At 62.2% G+C, this 21,894-nt stretch carries 24 protein-coding genes; 16 read left to right on the forward strand and 8 right to left on the reverse strand.

The features are described 5' to 3' along the window. The 8 genes from Q0K06_RS09670 to Q0K06_RS09705 form a co-directional block, all read left to right on the forward strand. On the forward strand, window positions 1-552 hold a 552-nt coding region (locus tag Q0K06_RS09670), incomplete at its 5' end, for a MerR family transcriptional regulator (RefSeq protein ID WP_294551677.1). Then, window positions 533-847 (forward strand): YbjQ family protein, encoded by a 315-nt coding sequence (locus Q0K06_RS09675; protein WP_294551679.1) that lies wholly within the window; start codon window positions 533-535, stop codon window positions 845-847. The genes Q0K06_RS09670 and Q0K06_RS09675, both read left to right, overlap by 20 nt. 4 nt (window positions 848-851) lie before the next feature. Continuing rightward, window positions 852-1,142, forward strand: coding sequence for a hypothetical protein (locus tag Q0K06_RS09680; protein ID WP_294551681.1), 291 nt, complete (start codon window positions 852-854; stop codon window positions 1,140-1,142). 14 nt (window positions 1,143-1,156) lie between these two features. Next, window positions 1,157-1,879, forward strand: a complete 723-nt coding sequence (locus Q0K06_RS09685) for an ABC transporter ATP-binding protein (protein WP_294551683.1) — start codon at window positions 1,157-1,159, stop codon at window positions 1,877-1,879. Beyond that, a complete protein-coding gene (locus Q0K06_RS09690) occupies window positions 1,872-3,470 on the forward strand; it encodes a hypothetical protein (protein ID WP_294551685.1) in 1,599 nt (532 codons plus the stop codon). The genes Q0K06_RS09685 and Q0K06_RS09690 overlap by 8 nt, the downstream gene beginning before the upstream one ends. 83 nt (window positions 3,471-3,553) lie before the next feature. Then, on the forward strand, window positions 3,554-4,675 hold the full coding sequence (locus Q0K06_RS09695) for a stalk domain-containing protein (protein WP_294551687.1): 1,122 nt from the start codon (window positions 3,554-3,556) through the stop codon (window positions 4,673-4,675). A gap of 98 nt (window positions 4,676-4,773) precedes the next feature. Then, on the forward strand, window positions 4,774-6,687 hold the full coding sequence (locus tag Q0K06_RS09700) for a S41 family peptidase (protein ID WP_294551690.1): 1,914 nt from the start codon (window positions 4,774-4,776) through the stop codon (window positions 6,685-6,687). 33 nt (window positions 6,688-6,720) lie between these two features. Continuing rightward, entirely contained in the window at window positions 6,721-7,380 is a 660-nt protein-coding gene (locus tag Q0K06_RS09705) for a DUF1638 domain-containing protein (protein ID WP_294551693.1), read from the forward strand. Window positions 7,381-7,445: 65 nt separating this feature from the next. On the opposite strand, the gene Q0K06_RS09710 is transcribed toward Q0K06_RS09705, so the two are convergent. From Q0K06_RS09710 to Q0K06_RS09720, 3 genes are all read right to left on the reverse strand, one after another. Then, window positions 7,446-8,240 (reverse strand): ABC transporter ATP-binding protein, encoded by a 795-nt coding sequence (locus Q0K06_RS09710; protein WP_294551696.1) that lies wholly within the window; start codon window positions 8,238-8,240, stop codon window positions 7,446-7,448. After that, the gene (locus Q0K06_RS09715; RefSeq protein ID WP_294551699.1) at window positions 8,233-9,177 is read right to left on the reverse strand and encodes an ABC transporter permease; all 945 of its coding nucleotides are present in this window, start codon (window positions 9,175-9,177) and stop codon (window positions 8,233-8,235) included. The genes Q0K06_RS09710 and Q0K06_RS09715 overlap by 8 nt, the downstream gene beginning before the upstream one ends. 99 nt (window positions 9,178-9,276) lie before the next feature. Then, window positions 9,277-10,332, reverse strand: coding sequence for an ABC transporter substrate-binding protein (locus Q0K06_RS09720; protein ID WP_294551701.1), 1,056 nt, complete (start codon window positions 10,330-10,332; stop codon window positions 9,277-9,279). Between the two features lie 218 nt (window positions 10,333-10,550). Between Q0K06_RS09720 and Q0K06_RS09725 the strand changes: the two genes are divergently transcribed. The 4 genes from Q0K06_RS09725 to Q0K06_RS09740 are packed head-to-tail and all read left to right on the forward strand — an operon-like array spanning window position 10,551 to window position 13,126. Beyond that, window positions 10,551-11,273, forward strand: a complete 723-nt coding sequence (locus Q0K06_RS09725; RefSeq protein WP_294551703.1) for a WecB/TagA/CpsF family glycosyltransferase — start codon at window positions 10,551-10,553, stop codon at window positions 11,271-11,273. Between the two features lie 11 nt (window positions 11,274-11,284). Beyond that, the gene (locus tag Q0K06_RS09730) at window positions 11,285-11,965 is read left to right on the forward strand and encodes a deoxynucleoside kinase (RefSeq protein ID WP_294551705.1); all 681 of its coding nucleotides are present in this window, start codon (window positions 11,285-11,287) and stop codon (window positions 11,963-11,965) included. A 59-nt stretch (window positions 11,966-12,024) separates the two neighbouring features. Continuing rightward, window positions 12,025-12,573 (forward strand): DJ-1 family glyoxalase III, encoded by a 549-nt coding sequence (locus Q0K06_RS09735; RefSeq protein WP_294551707.1) that lies wholly within the window; start codon window positions 12,025-12,027, stop codon window positions 12,571-12,573. Further along, a complete protein-coding gene (locus tag Q0K06_RS09740) occupies window positions 12,551-13,126 on the forward strand; it encodes a 5-formyltetrahydrofolate cyclo-ligase (protein WP_294551709.1) in 576 nt (191 codons plus the stop codon). Before Q0K06_RS09735 ends, Q0K06_RS09740 begins: the two co-directional genes overlap by 23 nt. A gap of 60 nt (window positions 13,127-13,186) precedes the next feature. Here the strand turns inward: Q0K06_RS09740 and Q0K06_RS09745 are convergent, their stop codons facing one another. After that, the gene (locus Q0K06_RS09745; RefSeq protein WP_294534310.1) at window positions 13,187-13,354 is read right to left on the reverse strand and encodes a hypothetical protein; all 168 of its coding nucleotides are present in this window, start codon (window positions 13,352-13,354) and stop codon (window positions 13,187-13,189) included. Window positions 13,355-13,496: 142 nt separating this feature from the next. Here Q0K06_RS09745 and mltG point away from each other — a divergent pair, with 142 nt between their 5' ends. The 4 genes from mltG to Q0K06_RS09765 are packed head-to-tail and all read left to right on the forward strand — an operon-like array spanning window position 13,497 to window position 17,363. Continuing rightward, window positions 13,497-14,717, forward strand: coding sequence for an endolytic transglycosylase MltG (mltG, locus tag Q0K06_RS09750; RefSeq protein ID WP_294551712.1), 1,221 nt, complete (start codon window positions 13,497-13,499; stop codon window positions 14,715-14,717). Beyond that, a complete protein-coding gene (locus Q0K06_RS09755) occupies window positions 14,710-15,927 on the forward strand; it encodes a U32 family peptidase (RefSeq protein ID WP_294551715.1) in 1,218 nt (405 codons plus the stop codon). Before mltG ends, Q0K06_RS09755 begins: the two co-directional genes overlap by 8 nt. Before the next feature lie 12 nt (window positions 15,928-15,939). Continuing rightward, window positions 15,940-16,191 carry a kinase to dihydroxyacetone kinase gene (locus Q0K06_RS09760; protein ID WP_294520584.1) on the forward strand — a complete coding sequence of 84 codons (252 nt, stop codon included), beginning with the start codon at window positions 15,940-15,942 and terminating at the stop codon, window positions 16,189-16,191. A 29-nt stretch (window positions 16,192-16,220) separates the two neighbouring features. After that, window positions 16,221-17,363 (forward strand): acyltransferase, encoded by a 1,143-nt coding sequence (locus Q0K06_RS09765; protein WP_294551717.1) that lies wholly within the window; start codon window positions 16,221-16,223, stop codon window positions 17,361-17,363. 43 nt (window positions 17,364-17,406) lie between these two features. Here the strand turns inward: Q0K06_RS09765 and Q0K06_RS09770 are convergent, their stop codons facing one another. From Q0K06_RS09770 to Q0K06_RS09785, 4 genes are all read right to left on the reverse strand, one after another. After that, a complete protein-coding gene (locus Q0K06_RS09770) occupies window positions 17,407-18,432 on the reverse strand; it encodes a LacI family DNA-binding transcriptional regulator (RefSeq protein WP_294551719.1) in 1,026 nt (341 codons plus the stop codon). Between the two features lie 24 nt (window positions 18,433-18,456). Then, window positions 18,457-19,035, reverse strand: a complete 579-nt coding sequence (locus Q0K06_RS09775; RefSeq protein WP_294551721.1) for a hypothetical protein — start codon at window positions 19,033-19,035, stop codon at window positions 18,457-18,459. Between the two features lies 1 nt (window position 19,036). Then, the gene (locus Q0K06_RS09780; RefSeq protein WP_294551723.1) at window positions 19,037-21,487 is read right to left on the reverse strand and encodes a glycoside hydrolase family 3 C-terminal domain-containing protein; all 2,451 of its coding nucleotides are present in this window, start codon (window positions 21,485-21,487) and stop codon (window positions 19,037-19,039) included. Between the two features lie 224 nt (window positions 21,488-21,711). Continuing rightward, on the reverse strand, window positions 21,712-21,894 hold a 183-nt coding region (locus tag Q0K06_RS09785; protein ID WP_294551725.1), incomplete at its 5' end, for a hypothetical protein.

The following is a 21,894-nucleotide window of genomic DNA, read 5'->3' on the forward strand; positions in this document are numbered from 1 at the left end:
AACGGCTACCGGGACTACACCGAGGACGACGTGGCAGAGCTGAAGAAGATCAAGCTCCTGCGCAAGCTGGACATGCCTCTGGAGGAGATCCGCCGGATGCAGTGCGGCGCCCTCACTCTGGAGGACGCCGTCCGCCGCCACATGATAGTGCTGGAACGGGAACGGAGCAACCTGGGCACCATGCATGCCCTGTGCGCCAGGGTGCTGGAGGAGGGCGCACAGCTCTCCGGCCTGGACGCCGGCCGCTATCTGGCAGAGATGGAGCGGATGGAACAGGAGGGGACCCGATTTGTGAACATCAAAAAGAAGGACACCATGTCCCGTTACCTGGGACCGCTGGGGGCGGCGCTGATCTTTATTGTCTTTATGGCGGGCATCATTGCGCTGATGGTGTGGGCCTTCGCACTGGACCCGGAGGAGGCGCCGCCCCTGCCGGTGATAGTCGCGTTCATCGCCATCCCGGCGGCGGTTATCATCGGCGTCCTGGTGGCGCTGGTCCAGAGATTCCAACAGATTAAAGGAGGAGAAGAGGATGCTGCTTCTCAATATTGACTATATTCCGGAAAGGAAGATCGAGGCCCTGGGGATGGTAAAAGGCAGCGTAGTCCAGTGCAGGAGTTTCGGCAAGGACTTTATGTCCGGCATGAAGAACCTGGTGGGCGGCGAGGTGGAGGCCTATACCGACCTGCTGGCCCAGGCCCGGCAGATTGCCACCAAGCGCATGGTGGACGACGCCCAGGCCATGGGGGCCGACGCGGTGCTCAACATCCGTTACACCAGCTCCTCCATCATGCAGGGGGCCGCCGAGGTGACGGCCTACGGCACGGCAGTGCGCATTGTGGGGTGAGAATATGAAATTGGAAAAGCTTACATGGGTTGCCCTGGCAGCCACGGCCATGGCGCTGATTCTGGGGATTGGGGGCTGCTTTCTGCTGCCGGACAGTCTGGCCATGCAGATTGGAGCATCGGGCCAGCTCCAGAATTATATGCCCAAGGTGCCCGCTCTGCTCCTGCCCGTGGCACTGGGGGCGGTGGGCACGGTCCTGACCCGCAGCAGGGAGAAAAGGACCGCAGGACTTATCCTGGCGGTGCTCTCTCCGGTGCTGTCAGTCATAACCTTTGTGATGAATTGGCCCAAATGAAGGAGGAAGCAGACATGCTGAAGATTGAACACTTTTCCAAGACCTATCCCGGGGGAAAACGGGCTGTGGATGACCTGAACCTGAACGTTGCACCGGGTGAAATCTTTGGTTTTATCGGTCACAACGGCGCCGGAAAGACCACCACCCTCCGGGCAGTGGCCGGCGTGATGGACTTCACCGAGGGGACCATCACCATCGGCGGCCATGACGTGCGGAGGGATTCCATAGCGGCCAAGAAAATCACCGCCTTCCTGCCCGACAACCCGGACCTGTACGATTTCCTTACCGGCGTCCAGTACCTGAATTTCATCGCCGACCTGTACGACATTCCACGGCAGGAGCGGCAGGACCTGGTACAGAAGTACAGCGACGCCTTTGAACTCACCGGCAGCCTGGGCAGCCCCATCGGCAGCTATTCCCATGGCATGAAGCAGAAGCTGGCCATTATCTCCGCCCTCATCCGCCAGCCCAAGCTGCTCATCCTGGACGAGCCCTTTGTGGGCCTGGACCCGGTAGCCGCCCATCTGCTCAAGGGCTACCTGCGGGAGGTGTGCGACAACGGCGGCGCGGTGTTCTTCTCCACCCACGTGCTGGAGGTGGCGGAGAAGCTGTGCGACCGCATCGGCATCATCCGCCGGGGCAAGCTGGTGGAGGCGGGCGCCACCGAGGACATTGTGGGCAATTCCACCCTGGAGGACGTGTTCCTGGAGCTGGAAGGGGAGAAGGACCATGACTAAATTTCTGGCTCTGGTGTCCGTCAATCTGCGGGCTACGCTGAATGCCATGCGCTTCGGCTCCGGGCGGAAGGGGAAGAAAGGGGGACGGCTCTCCGGCTTTGGAGCGCTGTTTCTGCTGGCCGGCCTGGGGCTCTATATCTCCGGCATGTACAGCTTTACCTTCGGCAGCCAGCTGGCCCCCCTGGGTATGCTCAACCTGATCATCCTCATCATGCCGGTGATCGCCGTGTCTTTTGGGCTGATGTTTACGGTTTTTGCCGCCCAGGGCGTGGTGTTCGGCGGCAGAGACAATGACCTGATGCTGTCCATGCCAGTGTCCCCCTTCTCCCTCATGCTCTCCCGCACCCTGGCGCTCTATGTGGAGAACCTGATCTTCACCGTCTTTGTCCTGGCGCCCGCCGGCGCAGCCTATCTGGTCTTTGGCGGCACAGGCGGCGCGGGTTTCTTTGTGGTGCTGATGGTGGGCGCGGTGCTCATCTCCGCCCTGCCCACCCTGTTCTCCCTGCTGGTGGGCTATGTGCTCTCCTGGGTGTCCTCCAAGTTCCTGCGCCGGGGCCTTCTGTCCACTCTGCTGTATCTGGTGTTTTTCCTGCTGCTCATGGGGATGATCATGAGTCTCAGCGTTGCCATGGGCGACCTGAGCCGGTATGCCGCCGGGCTTCAGGGCGCCTTCACCGGCTGGGGACTGCCCTTCCTGCTGCTGGAGCAGGCGGCCTGTGAGGGGAACCTGCTCTCTCTGCTGGCCCTGGCCGGGCTGTGCCTGGCGCCCTTCCTTCTGGTGGTGTGGATCTTTGCCGGACAGTATAAGAAGATCGTCACCAGCATGGGCGCCCGCAAGGCCCGCAGCGACTACAAGCTGGAGCGGCTGTCCGCCTCCGGCCACCGTTCTGCCCTGCTGAAAAAAGAACTTAAGCGCTTTTTCGGCACACCCATCTACTTCCTAAACGCCGGCCTCGGCCTGCTCCTTCTGGCTGCGGGCGGCGTGGCCTGCCTGGTGTTCCGGGGGCAGGTGGGGGAGTTCCTGTCCCTTACGCAGGGCATGCTGCCTGTGATGCCCCTGCTGGCCCTGGTCATGGCCTTCCTGCTCTCCACCACGGAGATCACCGCCTCGTCCATCAGCCTGGAGGGCAGACAGCTCTGGATACTCAGGGAAGCGCCGGTGTCCGCCGGAGAGCTCTTCCTGGTCAAGACGGGGATGCAGATGCTGGTCACCCTGCCCTGCCTGCTGGTGGGGGTGATCTGTTCTGCCGTGGCCACGGGTGTGGACGCGGGCTCCACCGTGCTGCTCCTGGGTCTGGGACTGCTCTTCAGCGGCGTAATGGCGCAGGGCGGACTGCTGGCCAACCTGTGCTTTCCAAAGCTGGATGCGCCCAACGACACGGTTGTGGTAAAGCAGTCGGCCTCAGTGCTGATCACCATCTTCGGCTCCTGGGTGCTGCTGGCCATCTTCGGCTTTGGATATGCGCTCCTCCTCTCTCAACTGGGAGAGACTGTGGGGCTGCTCATTGTGGCGGCAGTATGCGCCCTGCTCAACCTGGTGCTGTGGAGGCTGCTGGCCACTGTGGGCATAAAGCTGTTTCGGGACCTGTAAAATGTGCAAAACTGCCGGTGGGAAAGGGAACTTTTCCACCGGCAGTTCGTCTAAAGTGCAAATCATTGGGAAGGAGCTTGACTATGAAAGGAAAGAAGATTTTCTCCGCTGTATTGTCTCTGTCCCTTGCCGCTGTACTCTGTCTGTCCGGCTGCACCTCAGCCGCCGCAGATGACAACAGTGTGTCCTCCGGCGTGGCGCCTTCCGTGCCCCCTGCTGAGGAGGCGGTCAGCGCTCCCGCTCAGACCACGGTGGACGTCCCCACCAGCGACCCGCTGGCGCCCCCGGAAGAGCCTGTCTACACCATTGCCCAGCAGCATCAGCCCGACCTGGTGCGGGTGCAGGGCACGGTCTCCCTGGACGGTGACCGCATCCTGGTGACCAACAGCAATGAGTGGGCGCGGTACCCTGAAATTGTCCTCGGCCTGGAGAAGGACACCCTGATTCTCAACGCCGTGGACGGTAGCACCATGGCGGCGGAGGACCTGCGGGAGGGCGAGTATGTCTACGCCTATGTGGGTCCCGAGATGACCGAAAGCCTGCCGCCCATCACCACAGCGGCGGTGATTCTGGCCGCCATCCCTGCTGATTACGCTGTGCCCGCCTACTCCATTGTGGAGCAGGTGAACGTCTGGGAGGGCCGCACCTCCGTTCTCATGAGCGATGACGTCACCTATTCCCTGAACGACGCGGAACTGCTGGCCGGTCCTGGCTTTGACGGTAATGCAGTCACCCTGGCCGACATCACCCCCGGCTGCAGCCTGCTGGCCTGGTATGACATGCTGGCCGAGTCCTTCCCGGCCCAGGCCTGGCCCAGCAAGGTGATGGTCATTCCGTCCCCTTATGACGCCTGGGCGGAGCTGGAGCCCGGACGGCTGGCCGTCAACGGCACCGAAGTGGAGCTGACGGCGGCGGAGCAGCCCTATGTGGAGGGGGAGACCCTGATGGTTCCCGTCCGGGCCTTTGCCGAGGCCCTGGGCTGTGAGGTTATCTGGAATGCCGGCCGGCCTGAGCAGATTGCCGTCCGGGGAGAAGGGACAGAGTATCTTCTTACCCTGGGCAGCGACCGGGCCGCCACAGGGGACGGCGGCGGCGGAACCGCCCTCACCGGGGCGCTGACCGCCCGGAACGGGGTGTCCTTCCTGCCTGCCGACGACCTGCTGAACCTCCATAATGTGAGAGTCGAGGGGCTCTGGCCGGTGTAAGGGCCCAAAAACAAGAAAAAGAGCGGGCAGGCCTTGAGCCTGCCCGTTCTTTGTAGTAGAATGACGTTGATATTATGTAAAGTAAGGGGGCCCTGCCCATGAAAGCAAAGAAGAAACTGCTCCGCCGCACCCTGTCCGCTCTGCTGTCCCTGCTGCTGCTGTCCGCTCCGGCCCTGGCTCTGGACACAGCGCAGGCTGGCGAATTGCTTCAGAAATATTATATTGATGGGGTCTCTGAGGAAGTGCTCTCCCAGTCCACAGTGGAGGACATGATCTCCGCGCTGGGGGACCCCTATACCGAGTATTTTGACGCCCAGGAGTATGCCGACTTTCTTGCCTCCATGGCGGACACCCGCACCGGCGGCGTGGGTGTGACCAGCACCATGACGGATCAGGGCATGGTAGTGGAGGCCCTGACGGAGGGAATGCCTGCCCAGAAGGCGGGGATTCAGCCGGGAGATATCATCACCGCTCTGGACGGCGTCACGGTTATCGGCCAGAGCATCGATGCCGCGGCGGAGCGGCTGCGGGGGGAGCCGGGCACCCAGGTGACGGTTACCGTGGTACGGAATGGGGTGAGCAGGGACTATGTCCTCACCCGTGAGGAGTTGGTAATCCCTGCCACAACCACCTCACTGCTGGACGGCCACATCGGTTACATCACCTGCTCCGCCTTTGGCGACGAGACGGCAGGCCACTTTGCGGAAGGAATACAGGCCTATGACGCCGCCGCGGACCGATGGATCGTGGATCTGCGGAACAATGGCGGCGGCAGTGTCAGCGCCTCGGTCCAGGCGGCGGGGGACTTTGCAGGCCAGGGAAACCTGGTCTATCTCCGGAATCAGTCGGGCAGCTATGCCGCCGAGTCCCGGGAGGAGGGGGAGCTGACCATGGACCCGGTGATTGTGCTGGTGAACGGCTACACCGCCAGCGCCTCTGAGATTTTCTCCTCCGTTGTCCGGGACCAGAACGCTGGAATTGTCATCGGCAGCCGGACCTATGGCAAGGGTGTGGCCCAGATTCTGCTGGATGAAACCAATTATCCGGGTGACTTCACCGAGGGGGACGCTCTGAAGGTGACAGCCTACCGCTATTTCTCCCCCAGGGGTACCACCGCCGACCGGGTGGGGGTCATCCCAGACCTGCTGGTGAAGGACGCCTACACCGCCGATGTGGCCTATCTTCTCTCAGCCGCAAGCCCCAAAGGGGATACCTCCGGCCTGCTGCGGGTGGATATGAAGTGGCGCTGGTACGTGGATCTGGATACCGCGGCCTCTGAGGCTGGAAAGCCCGCCTTTACCGCCCTGCTGGAGGCGCTTCCGGCCCAGACGCCTCTGTGGCTGGGCACCGGCGGCGCCGACGGCTGGGAGCGGGTTACCGCCGGTGAGCTGGCTGAACAGTATCACTTGACGGACTATGCTCCCCGGACCTTTACCGATACCGCCGGCTCCCCCTACGCTGCCGCCATCAGCACCCTGGCAGCCTACCGGATTATCTCCGGCCCGGGCGACGGCACCTTCCGGCCGGAGGCCACCCTGACCCGGGCGGAGTTCTGCGCCCTGCTGGCCCAGGCCCTTCACGACGGCAGGCAGGGGGACACCGGCTTTGCAGATGTGCCCGCCGACGCCTGGTATGCCCCCGCCCTCAATGCCCTCACCGCCATGGGCCTTATCAGCGGTTACAGCGACGGCCTCTTCCATCCCGACGACCCCATGGACCACCAGCAGTTCCTCACCATCATGGGACGTCTGGCGGAGTATCTCTCCATAAACTTCCATGAGGCGGCCAGGACCGAGCACTCCGCCGCGCTGGGAGACTACTGGGCCTGGGCGGGCTGGTCCCGGGAGTCCATGTGGCTGCTGGACGGCAGCCAGCAGAACATCTTCGGCCAGACGGTCTCCCTGCTCTGGGCGCCGCTGGGAGAAATTGATCCCACCGCCCTTACCACCCGGGAGGAGGCCGCCGCCATGGTGTACAACCTCTTTGTGTCTACCGGTCTGCTGGCGGTGTGACCCGCGCGGAATTTAATTGGGAGGACAGTGCGAATGGAACGTATCATTCTGGCGTGTGACTCCCTCCAGCTGCATGTGGATGCGGCCCAGGAGAGAATGGGGACCCACTATGAGGTACGTCTGCTGGACAGCAGGCTCCACGCCCAGCCCGAGAAGATGAACGAGGCGGTGTTTGCGGCCATAGCGGACATGCCAGAGCACGTGGACGCTGTGCTGCTGGCTATGGGCCTGTGCGGCGGTTCTGTATCGGGCCGGCCCTTCCCGAGGCGGACGGTTATTCCAAGGGTGGACGACTGCATTACGCTGCTGCTCCACAGGGACCAGACTTGGCATCCCAATCTGAAAGCATGCGGTCATTTTTACCTGACGGACACCCTGGACGGCCGGCTGTCCGTTGAAAAGATGTACCGGCGCCTGACAGAGGAGTATGGCGAGGAGGACGGCGGCGACATTTTTCATATGTGGTTTGCCAACTACAAGAGCGTGGATATTATTGACACCGGTGCTTACCCCTGCCGATCGGCGTCCTATGTGGAGAAGGCGAAGCGGCAGGCGGCCCTGATAAACTGCCCCCTCACCTATGTGGACGGCAGCAATCTGCTGCTGGAAAAACTGGTTTCCGGCCAGTGGGATCAGCAGTTTATTGTGGCGGAGAAGGGACAGGTGCTGGAGCAGGCGGCCTTTTCCGCCTGAAAAAAGCAGAAAAAGCTCCCCCATTCTTAATTGGATGGGGGAGCTTTTTCTGCTGCCGTAGGCGCTCAGGAGAGCAGCAGCTTGTCATCCGCCTCGTCGGAGCCGGTGGCCTGGCCGAATTTGGCCAGCAGATCTTCCACTGTGAGGCGCTTTTTCTCCTCACCGGAGATATCCAGGGCGATACGGCCCTCATACATCATGATGAGGCGGTTGCCGTGGGCAATGGCGTCCCGCATGTTGTGAGTGATCATCAGGGTGGTCAGGCGGTCACGCTGGACGATTTGCTCCGTGGCGCTGAGCACCTTGGCGGCGGTCTTGGGGTCCAGGGCGGCGGTATGTTCGTCAAGAAGGAGGAGCTTGGGCTTGACCAGGCTGGCCATCAGCAGGGTGAGGGCCTGGCGCTGGCCGCCGGACAGCAGGCCGACCTTGGAAGTGAGTCGGTCCTCCAGTCCCAGGTCCAGAATTTTCAGCAGTTCCCGATACTCCTCACGCTCGGCGCGGGTGATGCCGGGGCGGAGGGTGCGTCTCTGCCCCCGGCGGCGGGCCAGGGCCAGATTTTCCTCAATCTGCATGGTGGCGGCAGTGCCGGTCATGGGGTCCTGGAACACCCGGCCGATATACTTGGCCCGCTTGTGCTCGGGGAGACGGGTCACGTCCACGCCGTCAATGAGGATGCTGCCCCGGTCTACCGGCCACACGCCGGCCACTGCGTTGAGCAGAGTGGACTTACCCGCGCCGTTGCCGCCGATGACGGTGACAAAGTCCCCCTCCTTCAGGGTAAGGGACACGCCGTTGAGGGCCCGCTTTTCATTGATGGTGCCGGCGTTGAAGGTCTTGCAGATGTTCTGAAGCTCAAGCATGGGCGGCATCTCCCTTCTTGCCGGTCTTGGCGAATTTACCCTTCCAGTGGGGGATAGTGAGGAACACGGCCACCACCAGGGCGGTGAGCAGCTTCAGGTCGGTGGTCTCCAGACCCAGCCGGAGCACCAGGGTAATGACAATGTAGTAGATGATGGCGCCGATGACGGCGGAGAGCAGCTTGAGGGCGAAGTTGCGGAATACCTTGCCCAGCAGCACCTCGCCGATGATGACGGCGGCCAGGCCGATGACGATGGCGCCGCGGCCCATATCCACGGTGGCGCTGCCCTGATACTGGGAGAGCAGGGCGCCGGAGAAAGCGACCAGCCCGTTGGACACCACCAGGCCCAGCACTTTGGTCCAGCTGGTGTTAATGCCCTGGGCGCGGGCCATGTTCTGGTTGGCGCCGGTGGCCCTGAGGGAGGAGCCCAGCTCAGTGCCGAAGAACCAGTAGAGCAGGGCGATGACGATAAGCACCAGGGGCACCAGAAGGATGAAAGGGTTGGAAGCCGACAGGTCACGGATATAGCGGGAGGAGAGCATGAGGGGATACTTGTCCACGCTGACCGACAGCGTAGCCTTGGTGGTCAGGCCGGAGCCGATGGCCATGATGCGCAGATTGATGGAGTAGAGGGCCAGCTGGGTGAGGATGCCGGCCAGGATGGCAGGGATGCCGCAGAGAGTGTGGAGCAGTCCGGTGACCAGGCCGGCCAGCATGCCCGCCAGAATGGCGGCCGCCAGAGCTACCCAGGGGTTCCAGCCCAGAGAGATGCCCAGGGCGCACATGGCGCCGCCGGTGGCCAGGGAGCCGTCCACCGTCAGGTCGGCCACATCCAGAATCCGGTACGTAATGTACACACCGATAGCCATAATACCCCATATCAGGCCCTGTCCCAGGGCGCCCGGCATGGAGTTGAGAAAGGAGAGCAGGAAATCCATCTCGGTTCCTCCTAATTGTAAAATAATATAAAGGAAGCGCACGGCAGCGGGAGCGGAGAATTCCGCTCCCGCCGCCAGGCATGATAGAACGTTTTCAGCTCAGCCGATGGGCTCATAGCCCTCGGGCGGAGTGATGCCCAGGGCCTGGCAGTTGGCCTCGTTGTACAGCTTGGTGAGGGTGGTGTCATAGGCGATGGCCATATCGGACACGCTCTCCTCGCCGGTGAGAATCTTCACGGCCATTTCGCCGGTGATCTGGCCCAGCTCATAGTAGCTGATGGACAGAGTGGCCACGCCGCAGCCGGAGCAGATGCCGGACTCGCCGGCAATGACGGGCACTCCGGCGGGAATGACCACGTTGGCGATGGTCTCGGTGTTGTTGGCGGCGGTGTTATCGGTGGGGATATAGATGACGTCGGAGCTGTCGCAGGCGGTCTGGGTGACGGAGGACAGGTCGTTGACATCGGTAAAGGCGTACTGGGTGCAGGTATAGCCCTTGCCCTCCAGATAGCCCTGAATGGTCTCCACCTGGAAGATGGAGTTGGGCTCGGCGGAGCAGTAGAGCAGGCCTACATTGGGGTATTCGGCGGCGGGGAAGAGTTCTTCCAGCATATCGGCCTGCTGGTCCAGGGGGGCCAGGTCAGAGGTTCCGGAGATATTGCCGCCCAGCACGCCGTCCTCGGTGGAGTCCAGGTCCAGGGCAATGCCGTAGTTGGTGACGGCGGTGCCCAGTACAGGAACGGTGTTGGTAGCGGAGGCGGCGGCCTGGAGAGACGCGGTGGCGTTGGCCAGAATCAGGTCCACGTTCTCGGCCAGAAAGCCGTCGATAATGGTGGCGCAGTTGTTGCTCTCGCCGCCGGCGTTGCCCTCTCTGAATTCCACGGCGTCGCCCAGGGCGGCGGTGATGGCGTCCTTAAAGCCCTGAGTGGCGGCGTCCAGGGCGTCGTGAGGCGCCAGCTGGCAGATGCCTACGACATAAGAGGCGTCCTCCGCGGACGGAGAGACGGAGGGAGCGGGGGCGCTCTCCTGGGTCGCGGCGGAGGGAGAGGGGCTGGGAGAATTTTGCCCTGTATCGCCGCCTACGGTGCAGGCGGTCAGGGAGAGAGAAATGGCGGCTGCCATGGCAAGGGCGGTCAGTTTGGGCAGTGTTTTCATAGTATCCTCCTCAAAATACTTTAGCGAGTTTAGGTGCTAAAGAAGATGGGTGCAAAAAAAAGCCTTTCGGCTGTGATTGTGTTTATTATAATGAGGGCTGCAAAAATTGTCAATCCTTAATTTTTGGAAAGAGGTCTGTTGTTCACGGCTTTTTCATGGACTTTTTCAGCCGTATGTGATATTATCTAACGGAATCTATCTCGTGTGGAGGCATTGCATTGAGAATTGACGTACTGGGCGTCGGGTTTGACAACCTGACGCTGGACGAGGCTGTCGAGCGGGGCGCCGGGCTGGCCGCCGGAGAGAAATTCTCCTACGCGGTGACACCCAACCCGGAGTTTCTGCAGCTGGCCAAGAAGAATGACAAATTCCGCGCCGTGCTCAACGGGGCGGACCTGGTGCTGGCCGACGGCATCGGCGTGGTAAAGGCGGCGTCCATCCTGGGCCGGCCCCTGAAGGGCCGGGTGCCCGGCATTGACTTTGCCGCCGGACTGCTGGGGCGGATGGCCCAGTCCGGGGAGCGGCTGTTCCTGCTGGGGGCCAAGCCCGGCATTGCAGAGACCGCCGCGGCAAATTTGCAGAAGCAGTACCCCGGCCTGATGGTGTGCGGCACCCATGACGGCTATTTCCAGGACCCGCGGCCGGTGATCCGGGCCATTCAGGACGCCCATGCCGACGTGGTGTTTGTCTGCCTGGGCGCGCCCAAGCAGGAGCTGTGGATGGCCGAGTATGGCCCGTCCACCGGCGCCCGGCTCATGGTGGGCCTGGGCGGCGCTCTGGATGTGTTCGCCGGCGCAGTGGAGCGGGCCCCGGAGAAGTGGCAGAAGATGGGCATGGAGTGGCTCTACCGGCTGCTCAAGGAGCCCAAGCGCATCGGCCGCATGGCTAAGCTGCCCCTGGTGCTGGTGGATGCCGTCGGCGCCCGGCTGCGCGGAAAGTGAGGGCGCGGGAGATGTCCGGCAGGCTGATTGTATTTGAGGGGACCGACGGGTCGGGCAAGTCCACCCAGTTCGCCAGGCTGTGTGAGCGGCTGGAGCAGGGGGGGACCGCGTTCCGGCGGCTCATCTTTCCCCAGTATCAGGAGCCCTCGTCCGCCCTGCTGCGGATGTACCTGAACGGGGAGTTCGGCACTCACCCCGACGACGTGAACCCCTACGCGGCGTCTACTTTCTACGCGGTGGACCGGTACGCCGCCTGGAAAAAGGACTGGGGCAGCTATTATCGGGAGGGCGGACTGGTGTTGTCCGACCGGTACACCACCTCCAACGCGGTGCACCAGACCTGTAAGCTGCCTGAAGCGGAGTGGGAGAGCTTCATCCGCTGGCTCTTTGACTTTGAGTGCGGCAAGCTGGGGCTGCCCCTGCCCGACCTGGTAATCTATCTGGACATGCCCACTGATAAGGCGGTGGAGATGCTCCGTTCCCGGGAGAAGGCCACCCATACCAGGGGGGATATCCACGAGGTGGACACGGAGTACCTGGCCAAGTGCCGCCGCACCGCCCATGCCGCCGCCGGGCTGCTGGGCTGGAAAAGGGTCTCCTGTGTGGACGGCGGCGGTGCCGTCCGCTCCATCGAGGACATTCATCAGGAGATTTGGGATATCATAACCGGGCAGAATTTGCTCTGCCCCTAAAAATGAATGAGAAATTTGCCGGGGCGGCTGAGCCTCGGAACAAACAGGAGGAAATGAACATGATCTACATTCTGCTGGGCAATGGCTTTGAAGAGTCTGAGGCTCTGGTCCCCCTGGACCTGCTCCGCCGGGCCGGCGCCAAGGTGACGCTGGTGGGCGTGGACGGCCTGGAGATTACCGGCAGCCACGGCGTCACCGTGAAGGCGGATGTCACCATGGACGAGGCCCACGACCCGGAGGATATGGAGATGCTGGTGCTGCCCGGCGGCCTGGGCGGCGTGGAGTCCATCCAGAAGAATTTGTTTGCCCTGGCCCTGATTCAGAAGGCCTATGACCGGGGCTGCTGGCTGTGCGCCATCTGTGCCGCGCCCACTGTTCTGGCCCGGGCGGGCTGCCTGGACCGCCGGAAGGCGGTGTGCTACCCCGGTATGGAGGATGAGATGGGGTCTGCCGTGGTGCAGAAGGGCAGCCAGGTGGTAACGGACGGCCGCATCATCACCGGCGAGGCCGCCGGTTCCTCCTTTGAGTTCGGCCTGCGCCTGGTGGAAGCCGCCTGCGGCCGGGAGGCCATGGAGCGGGTGCGCAATGCCGTCCACTTCCATCACTGAGCAGAAAACAGCTCTGCGCCAGGCGGTGCGCGCCCGGCTTTCCGCTATGTCCCCGGAGGAGCGGGAGGAGAGCGATGCAATTCTGTTCCGCCGCTTCCTGTCTTTGCCCGGGCTGGCGGCCGCGCATCGGGTTTTAATATTCTACGGCATGGACACTGAGCCGGACACGGCCAGGCTGATTCCGGCCCTGCTGGAGCGGGGAAAGGAAGTTTTGCTGCCGCGCTGTCTGCATGGGCATGGGCTGGAGGCCCGCCGGGTGACCGGGGAGAGCGCTCTTATCCGACACCGGTACGGCATGCTGGAGCCGGGCGAGGACTGTCCGCTGGCAGAGCGGGAGAAAATTGACCTGATTCTGGTGCCCGGACTGTGTTTTGACCGCGCGGGTTATCGGCTGGGGCAGGGCGGGGGATACTATGACCGTTACCTGGCCGGCTATGCCGGGGACACAGTGGGCCTGTGCCGCCATGCGGTGCTGCAGGACGCTGTTCCACGGGAGACGCACGACCGGCCGGTGGACCTGGTGGTGACCGATGGGGAGCCTGTCCTGATGTAAGGCGGGAAAAGCGGGCCCCGGAGGGCCCGCCCGTACCGCAGTCCGGCGGAGGGGAAACGCTCAGCAGCAGCCGCAGCCGTCGTTGCAGCCGCAGTTATTGCCGCAGCCGCAGTTGCCGCCGCAGGAACTGCCGCCCCAGCTGCCGCCGCAGCAGCAGCACAGAAGGATGATAATCAGGATGATCCAGAGGCAGCTGCCGCCGCCCATACCGTTGTTACCACAGCACATGTAGACATTCACCTCACATTATTCTAAGGAACCGGGGGCCCGGGCCGCCGTTCCCTTCACGACCCATACTATGTCTGTCTCTGATCTGTGGTGACAGAAGGAACTTTGATTTTTTCTCTTGTAATGAATAGGAGTTGAAGCAATGTCTCACTACGAAGGAAAGCGTGAGTCGCCCCGCCGTCAGCCCCATCAGGATGCCGGCAGCGCCTCGCCGCGGAGGGAGCGCGGCCAGCAGCAGCCCCGCCGCCGGCGGCGCCGGATGGGCGCTCTGGGCGCGCTGCTCTATGTGGTGCTGGTTATCGGCGTCTCTGCCCTGCTGGCGGGACTGGGCTGGATCTGGGCCGGGGACGTGCTGGCCCTGAACAAGACTGAGCTCACCGCCACCATTACCCTGCCCGACGATATCTTTACCTACTCTGAGGAGACCAACGAGGAGGGAGAGACGGTCAAGGTATCAAAAGCGGATGTGGGCTATGTGGCGGACCAGCTGAAACAAAACGGTATTATTGAGTACAAGTGGCTCTTTCAGCTCTTCTGCGGGTTTACCGGCGGCAAGGAGAAGATGACGCCTGGTACCTATACCCTCAGCACCAGCATGGATTACAGCGCCATTATCCGCAATCTGAGCGCCAAATCCTCTGCCCGGACGGAGGTGACGGTGGTCATCCCGGAGGGCTCCACGCTGGCCCAGATTTTTGCTATCCTGGAGGAGAACGGCGTGGCCACAGTGGAGGAGCTTAACGACGCCGCTGCCAACCACGACTTCAACTTCTCCTTCCTCAAGGGCGTGCTGCCCCTGGGAGAGCCCACCCGTCTGGAGGGCTACCTGTTCCCGGATACCTATATTTTCTACCAGAACATGGACCCGGTGCAGGCGCTCAACAAGATGATCCTCCGCTTTGATGAGGTCTTTACCGATGAGATGCGGGAGAAGGCGGCGGCCAATGGCCAGACTATCCACGATATTGTCACCATCGCCTCCATGATTGAAAAGGAGACCACCGGCAACGACCAGACCGACATCGCCGACGTTATCTATAACCGCCTCTATCATCCCACTTCGGAGACGGCGGGTTACCTGAACATCGACGCCACCATCCAGTATATCCTGCCCGAGCGGAAGGACAGGCTGACGGCAGAAGATCTGGCCATTGACAGCCCCTATAACACCTATCTGTACACCGGCCTGCCGGCCGGCCCCATCGCCAGCCCCGGACAGGCCTCCCTGCGGGCCGCCATGAATCCCTCGGGCAACGGCTACTATTTCTACGCCCTGGGCGACGACGGTGAGCACCACTTCTTCAAGACCTATCAGCAGCAGGAAAATTTCAGAGCGACCCAGGAGCTGTATCAGAATGGATAAAAAGAGACCGGAGCTGCTCTGCCCCGCCGGGGATATGGAGCGGCTGAAGATGGCGGTGGCCTACGGGGCGGACGCCGTCTATCTGGCGGGAACCATGTTTGGCATGCGCTCCTTTGCGGGCAATTTCACCCCCGAGGAGCTGAAGGACGCCGTGGGCCTGTGCAAGGCCCACGGCGTGGCCGTGCATATCACCTGCAACACCATGCCCCGAAACGACGAGGTGGCCAAGCTGCCCGAGTGGCTGGAGTATCTGGATCAGACCGGCGTGGATGCCGTCATTGTGGCCGACGTGGGAACGCTGGCCCTGGTGAAGCGCTACGCGCCCCATGTCCGGGCCCATATCTCCACCCAGGCCAGCATTGTCAACTACCAGTCCGCCTCCACCTGGTACGACCTGGGCGCCAGCCGGGTTATCCTGGCCCGGGAGCTCACTCTGGACGAGATTCGGGAGATCCGGGCCAAGACCCCCAGGGAGCTGGAGATTGAATGCTTTGTTCACGGGGCCATGTGCGTGTCCTACTCCGGCCGCTGCCTGTTGTCCAACTACATGACGGGCCGGGACTCCAACCGGGGCGCCTGCGCCCAGCCCTGCCGGTACAAGTACGCCCTGGTGGAGGAGAAAAGGCCTGGAGAGTACTTCCCGGTCTATGAGGACGAAAAGGGAACCTATATCATGAACTCCCGGGATATGTGCATGATTGACCACATCCCGGAGCTGATAGAGGCGGGGGTGGACAGCTTCAAGATTGAGGGCCGGGCCAAGAGCGCCTATTACGCCGCCATTGTAGCCGGAGCCTACCGCCACGCGGTGGATGCCGCCCTGGCTGGAGAGCCCCTGGACCCGGTGTGGCGGGACGAGGTGGAGCACATCAGCCACCGGCACTACTCCACCGGCTTCTTTTACGGCCAGCCCGGCCAGTTTACCGAGGATGCCCGGTACATCCGGGACTGGCAGGTGTGCGCCCTGGTGGAGTCCTGCCGGAGCGACGGCACCGCTGTCCTTTCCCTGCGCAACAAGTTTGCCGTGGGGGAGGAGCTGGAGCTGGTGGGGCCGGACGTGCGTCCGGAGCGGTTCACCGTGTCCGCTATGACCGACGGCGACGGACTGCCCCTTGCCGAGGCCCGCAAGCCCCAGATGAAGCTGACCATGAAGCTGCCCCGGGCTGTGCCGCCCCTGTCCCTGCTGCGGCGGCAGGCGTCGGGAGAATAAGGAGGAATTCGTATGCTGGAGTACAAGTTCGACACGCAGCTCCTCATTGCCGGAGAGAATCTCTCCGAGGATGAGATTCACGACTACATCGCCCAGAACATTGAGGGCGACTGCCTGCTGGCCTTCGGTGACGAGGATCTGATCAAGATCCATTTCCACACCAACACCCCCTGGAAGGTGCTGGAGTACTGTGCATCCAAAGGCGACATCCACGACATCGTGGTGGAGAACATGGAGCGCCAGGAGAACGGCCTGAAGGGCTGATCCATTGGGGGAAGGAGGCTGAACGCCCCTTGAGCAAAGCGAAACGGGTCCGGCGGCTGGACTTCGACCTGCTGCGGGTGGCTTCCATGGCCGCCGTGGTCTACCTCCACACCGCCGCGGACGGGCTGCGCCAGTCGGAGAATATGCTCCTCTGGCACCTGTCCAATCTGCTCTCCTCCCTGGCGGTGGCGGCGGTACCGCTGTTCTTTATGTTGTCCGGCGCTCTGCTGCTGACTTCGGATAAGACCGACGACCCGGCTTATGTGTTCCGCCGCCTGCCGCGGGTGGCGGTGCCTGGGCTGTGCTGGTCATTGCTGGTGGTGGCGGGCGTATGGCTGACCCAGGGCGGAGAGATGGCGCTGCTGAAGTTTGTGAACCTGCCCGCCATTTCCGCCCTGACGCCCTACTGGTTCCTCTACGCCCTCGTCCCCATGTATCTGCTCTCCCCGCTGCTCAAACGGATGACGGACCACCTGGAGGAGCGGCACTGGCGCTATCTGCTGGGGCTGTGGGTGGTGGTGACCCTGGGCCTGAATCAGCTCAGCGGCTTTCTGCCCGACCCCTGGTACGCCCTGCTGCGGGAGAACACCACGCTGAACGTGAGCATACTGGAGGGATATCTGGGGTATTTCCTGCTGGGCGCCTGGCTGGAGCGGCTGGAGAGGACGCCCGCCCGCCGGACTCTGCTGGCGGTTGCCCTGGGCAGCTGGGCGGTAATTGCCCTGGGTACCTGGATTGTCTTTCTGATAACCGGTACCTACGGCGAGCAGTTTGCCACCTACCGGGGCGTGTTTACCATGGCCCTCTCCGCCTCCCTGTTTCTGCTGTTCAAGGACCTGTTCCGGGGCAGAAGAAGCAGCCGGAACGTGGTGCTGCTGTCGGCCTGTTCCTTTGGCGTGTATCTGGCCCATCCCATGGCCATTGCGGCCATCAAGGAGCTGCTGGGCGGCGCTCTGAGCGCGCCTGCCCAGCTGGCGGTGTGGCTGCTGGCCCTGACGGGCTGCGTCCTGGGAACCGTGCTGGCGGCCTCTGTGCCGGGGCTTTGTTTCCTGGCCACGGGACAGCGCTTCCGGGACGCCTGCCGGGAGAGCAATGTCTTTGCCCTGCTGCGGCGGAGAAAGCCGGGCGGAAAGCGCCTGGCGGGAAGGCCGCCGGACACACGGCAAAAATAGAACAAAAAAACAGCACCGGATGTATCCGGTGCTGTTTTTTTGCTTACATGCTCTGGCTGATGCAGATGCGCAGGTCGGTAAAGAACTTGTCCTTGGCAGGGGGCGTGCCGAAGGCCAGATACTCGTAGAGAAGCTGGAGAGGCAGGGAGCCCTGAATATCGGGCTGCTGAACAATAGTGGCAGAGATAAGGCCGTTCTTCAGCAGCTCCTGCTGCGCGGGAGCCAGGTCGTGGGTGATAATCGACAGATTCCGGTCACGGGCTGCCCGCCGGATCTCCTGGCACACTCCGTAGTCCCCCATGTTGACGATATAGATGGCCTTCATATCCGGATTCTGCTCCACCAGCTCCACAACCTCGGAGAATTCGCCGTCGTGAAACAGGGCGGGCATGCCGCCGTTTACCATAGACAGCCCGGGGTGATGGGTGAGCTCCTGAGAAAATCCGCCCATCCGTCCGGCAAAGCTGGGAGAGTTGGGACCATCTGCCGCGGCGATGCCCACCAGCCCCCGGCCCTCGGTGCACAGGGACACCAGCCCGGCGGCTACCCGGCCGGACTGGACATAGTCGCAGCCCACATAGGCCAGATGGGGGACAAAATCCTCGTCCAGGTTAAAGAATACGGTGGGAATACCCTTGGCGTTCATCCGCTGGATAAAGGACATAAATACCGTGCTGCGTATGGGCAGGGCGGCGATTCCGTCCGGGCAATTGTCCTCCACCTCCTGGAACAGCCGCTCCAGATAGGGGGTGTCCAGCTGGCGGATAAGGTAAAAGTCCACCGTTACGCCGAATTCCCGCAGCTCAGCGGCCTTGTCCCGGGCGGCGTGAAGGATATCCAGGTGAAAGACGAATTCTGGTCCGTGGAAGATGAGGAAGGCCAGATGGAGCTGGCGCTTTTTGACAGCCAGAATCTGACCGGCCATATTGGGGCGGTATCCCATCTCCTCAATGAGCGCCCGCACTCTGGCTTCCGTTTCCGGATTGACGCCGGGCCGGTTGTTGAGAACCCGGTCCACCGTACCCCGGGAGACCCCAGCCCGCTTGGCAATGTCTTTTATGGTGACCATATCCGTGACCTCCCTCTGCAATTCTCAGGCCTGCTTGGCCTCGGGGAAAATAACCTTGTTGACAAAGAAGAAAATAACCATGGAGATACCGCCGTTGAGCACCACAGTGCCGATGTTGTAGATAAAGTCGGGCACAAACATACCGGCTACCGCCACCCAGACGCAGTTGATAGAGTTGACAATGCAGTTGATGATGACGAAGGCCACCACATACCAGGCAATCTGCCAGGCCAGATTCCCCTTGCTGCGGAAGACAAAGTTGCGCTGAATGGGGAAGTTGATGATCTCGCCGATGGCCATGGCGATCATGTAGGCGCAGAAGTAGCCCAGGCCGCCGTGAGCCGTGTCATAGCCGAAGATATTCCACTGGAAGGTCTCGCCGAACAGGGTCACCGGGATGCCGGGCCAGCCGAAGTCCACGTTGGACAGGCTCTGGAAGGCCAGGGGAAGGAACTGGAGGATGAAGTACTTGAGGACTGTCACCAGATTGCTGACGATGACGAACAGGCCGCCCTCCCGGATCCACTTGGCGGCTTTGGGGTGTTTTCCGGCAAAATTACTCCACCAGCCGGCCAGACCGGTTTTGCTTTCATTGACGCTCATATCAGTTTTCCCCTTTCGCATTGCCCGCCTGAGCCAGAGCCAGGGCGGTCTCCTTTTTTGCCTTGTTCATCCTGAAATACCCGGAGATGAGGTGCCCCAGTCCCTTGAAGAAGTGGCCGTTGAAAATTTCCAGCAGGGCCTCTGCCATTTTCATGTCCACCATGCCGGCCATCATCTTGGCAATGGCGCGGAAGGGCATGTTGTAGCGGAAAAGGGCGTCCAGGTCAGGCTTTCCGGCGGCTTCGCCCTTTTCCACCTGGCCCTTGGTAATTTTATACACCAGGCGTCCCACCCAGCCTCTGGCATAGAAGAGCTGGGAGAAGGTGTCGTTCATGCCCAGGGGGGCGGAGCGGTCCCACTTGGCAGGGGGGATTGGCCGGCCCAGCAGATATTCAAACTCGGTGTCGCCCACGTCGCTGACTTTGCCGGAGCAGTAGCTGGGCAGCCTGGACAGGTCGTAGGGGGCGGGGGCGTCGGTGCCCTGCACCGCTACGGCGGCGGTGAGGCGGATGTCCGCGCAGGAGGCGCCCACGCGGATTTCGTAGTTGCCGCTCTCCACCTCGAACCGGCTGGTTTTTACATTGAAGTAGCGGAAGGCCTTGTCATCCAGAGGCACAGTGACGGTTTTGCACTCGCCGGGATTGAGGAACACTTTCACAAAGCCCTTGAGCTCCTGTTCGGGGCGGAACACCATGCCGTCCTTGCGGGAGACATACACCTGAGCAATCTCCGCGCCGGCCACGCTGCCGGTGTTGGTAATGGTAAAGGTGACCTCCTTATCGCTGGCGCGCAGGTCGGCATAGGCGAAGGTGGTATAGCTCAGGCCGTAGCCGAAGGGGAAGCGGACAGGCACCTGGGCGGTCTGGTAATAGCGGTAGCCGATGTACAGGCCCTCGCGGTACTCGGCGGTGGCCTCAGTGCCGGGGAAGTAGCGGTAGGCGGGGGTGTCCTCATACTTCATGGCCCAGGTCTCCGCCAGCTTGCCGGAGGGGTTAACCTTGCCGGTGAGCACGTCCACCACAGCTCCGGCGCCGGCCTGGCCGCCCAGATAGCCGTGGACCACAGCCTTGCAGCTGTCCAGCCAGGGGGCCTCGATGGGAGCGCCGCCGGACAGGACCACCACCACGTTGGGGTTGACCTTGGCCACCGCCTCCAGCACATCCACCTGGTTCTGATGGATCTTCATGTGTTTCCGGTCCAGACCCTCGGATTCGCTGATCTCGTCCAGACCCATATACATCAGTACAATCTCAGCGTTCTTGGACAGCTCCACAGCGGCGTTCTTCCTGGCCTCGTCGTCCCCGCCGTGGCGGAGGAAGCCGGGCTCGAAGCCCACCAGCTTCAGGCCGCTGCCGGACTTGATGACGGAGAGGGCGCAATCCAGCTTAGTGGAGTTGACCATGCTGGAGCCGGCGCCCTGGTACCGGGGAGTCTGGGCAAAGTCGCCAATGACGGCCACAGAGGCGCCCGCCTTCAGGGGAAGAATATTGTCCTCGTTCTTCAGCAGCACAATGGTGCTGTCCGCGGCCTTGCGGGCCATGGCGTGGTGGGCCTCCACGTCGAACTCCTTAGGGGCGTCGGCGGGGATAACGGTGGCGAAGAGCACGCTCAGGTACTCATCCAGCCGCTGGTCAATCACATCCTCGGACAGCGTGCCGGCCTTCACCGCGGCCACCAGCTCCCGGTCGCTGTTGCCGCCGGTGGCGGGCATCTCCAGGGCGTTGCCGCAGCGGGCGCCCTCGGCGCGATCGTTGCTGCCGCCCCAGTCGGTGACCACAAAGCCGTCAAAGCCCCACTGGTCCACCAGAATGTCCCGCAGAAGCTCCTTGTCCTCATTGGCGTACTTGCCGTTGATGCGGTTATAGGCCGACATAATAGACATGGGATGGCCTTCCTTCACGGCGATCTCAAAGCCGGTCAGGTAGATCTCCCGGTAGGTCCGCTGGTCCACTACGCTGTCCGAGTGCATACGGAGGGTCTCCTGGCTGTTGGCGGCAAAGTGCTTGGGGCAGGCCGCCACACCCTTGCTCTGGATACCCCGGATGTAGGCTGCGGCCATCTTGCCCGCCAGATAGGGATCCTCGGAGAAGTACTCAAAATTGCGCCCGCACAGGGGGGAGCGCTTCATGTTCAGGCCGGGCCCAAGCAGCACGCTGACGCCCTGGGCCCTGGCCTCCTCGCCCAGCATTTTGCCCAGCTCCTCGCCCAGCTCCGGGTCCCAGGAGTTGGCCATGGTGGCTGCCGTGGGGTAGCAGGTAGCGGGCAGGGAGGCGTTCAGGCCCAAATGGTCCGCAGCGCCCGCCTGCTTCCGCAGTCCGTGAGGGCCGTCCGACAGAAACATTCCCGGGATATTCAGCCGCTTCACGCTCTTGGTGGTGAAGTTACCCTCTCCGCTTAACAGACTGCACTTCTCTTCCAGGGTCATCTTCTTAATTAAGTCCGCGTATTTCAATCCCTTACACTCCTTTTTCGGAACATTATGTCCCCTGCTGCCGCCTTCCTGTGCTCGAACACGGCCTTTGTACACAGTATAGCAGAAAGAAAAGCAAATGGGACGTGTTTGACGTAATCGGTATGTTTACGTGCGTAAATTGCAATTTGGATGCGGCACGGAGGAAAATTTGGACCCCAGATACTGCCCGGCCGCCTGCCGGGAAGGCAGGCGGCCGGAGACAATCAGGTATTTGCGGCGCCGGAGACGGTGCAGACGATACCGGTCTGAAGGTTCTCCACGTTCATAGTGTAATTGATTCCGTCGGAAGTGGCGGCGGTGAAGGAGCGGGTGTCTCCGGTGAGGGCGATGGAGCCGTCGCCGTTGAGTGTCCAGGTGCCGGAGTCGGTCTGAATGCCGGAGTTCTC

The organism is uncultured Pseudoflavonifractor sp. (assembly GCF_944387805.1).
Classification (GTDB): domain Bacteria; phylum Bacillota; class Clostridia; order Oscillospirales; family Oscillospiraceae; genus Pseudoflavonifractor.

Excerpts from the sequence above, each read along its gene's own strand:
- Q0K06_RS09735 (WP_294551707.1), top strand. The coding sequence starts at position 12,025 with ATGATCTACATTCTGCTGGGCAATGGCTTTGAAGAGTCTGAGGCTCTG.
- Q0K06_RS09720 (WP_294551701.1), bottom strand. The coding sequence starts at position 10,332 with ATGAAAACACTGCCCAAACTGACCGCCCTTGCCATGGCAGCCGCCATT.
- Q0K06_RS09685 (WP_294551683.1), top strand. The coding sequence starts at position 1,157 with ATGCTGAAGATTGAACACTTTTCCAAGACCTATCCCGGGGGAAAACGG.
- Q0K06_RS09710 (WP_294551696.1), bottom strand. The coding sequence starts at position 8,240 with ATGCTTGAGCTTCAGAACATCTGCAAGACCTTCAACGCCGGCACCATC.
- Q0K06_RS09680 (WP_294551681.1), top strand. The coding sequence starts at position 852 with ATGAAATTGGAAAAGCTTACATGGGTTGCCCTGGCAGCCACGGCCATG.
- Q0K06_RS09730 (WP_294551705.1), top strand. The coding sequence starts at position 11,285 with ATGTCCGGCAGGCTGATTGTATTTGAGGGGACCGACGGGTCGGGCAAG.
- Q0K06_RS09775 (WP_294551721.1), bottom strand. The coding sequence starts at position 19,035 with ATGAGCGTCAATGAAAGCAAAACCGGTCTGGCCGGCTGGTGGAGTAAT.
- Q0K06_RS09760 (WP_294520584.1), top strand. The coding sequence starts at position 15,940 with ATGCTGGAGTACAAGTTCGACACGCAGCTCCTCATTGCCGGAGAGAAT.
- Q0K06_RS09745 (WP_294534310.1), bottom strand. The coding sequence starts at position 13,354 with ATGTGCTGTGGTAACAACGGTATGGGCGGCGGCAGCTGCCTCTGGATC.
- Q0K06_RS09705 (WP_294551693.1), top strand. The coding sequence starts at position 6,721 with ATGGAACGTATCATTCTGGCGTGTGACTCCCTCCAGCTGCATGTGGAT.
- mltG (WP_294551712.1), top strand. The coding sequence starts at position 13,497 with ATGTCTCACTACGAAGGAAAGCGTGAGTCGCCCCGCCGTCAGCCCCAT.
- Q0K06_RS09740 (WP_294551709.1), top strand. The coding sequence starts at position 12,551 with ATGCCGTCCACTTCCATCACTGAGCAGAAAACAGCTCTGCGCCAGGCG.
- Q0K06_RS09700 (WP_294551690.1), top strand. The coding sequence starts at position 4,774 with ATGAAAGCAAAGAAGAAACTGCTCCGCCGCACCCTGTCCGCTCTGCTG.
- Q0K06_RS09715 (WP_294551699.1), bottom strand. The coding sequence starts at position 9,177 with ATGGATTTCCTGCTCTCCTTTCTCAACTCCATGCCGGGCGCCCTGGGA.
- Q0K06_RS09675 (WP_294551679.1), top strand. The coding sequence starts at position 533 with ATGCTGCTTCTCAATATTGACTATATTCCGGAAAGGAAGATCGAGGCC.
- Q0K06_RS09690 (WP_294551685.1), top strand. The coding sequence starts at position 1,872 with ATGACTAAATTTCTGGCTCTGGTGTCCGTCAATCTGCGGGCTACGCTG.
- Q0K06_RS09695 (WP_294551687.1), top strand. The coding sequence starts at position 3,554 with ATGAAAGGAAAGAAGATTTTCTCCGCTGTATTGTCTCTGTCCCTTGCC.
- Q0K06_RS09770 (WP_294551719.1), bottom strand. The coding sequence starts at position 18,432 with ATGGTCACCATAAAAGACATTGCCAAGCGGGCTGGGGTCTCCCGGGGT.
- Q0K06_RS09755 (WP_294551715.1), top strand. The coding sequence starts at position 14,710 with ATGGATAAAAAGAGACCGGAGCTGCTCTGCCCCGCCGGGGATATGGAG.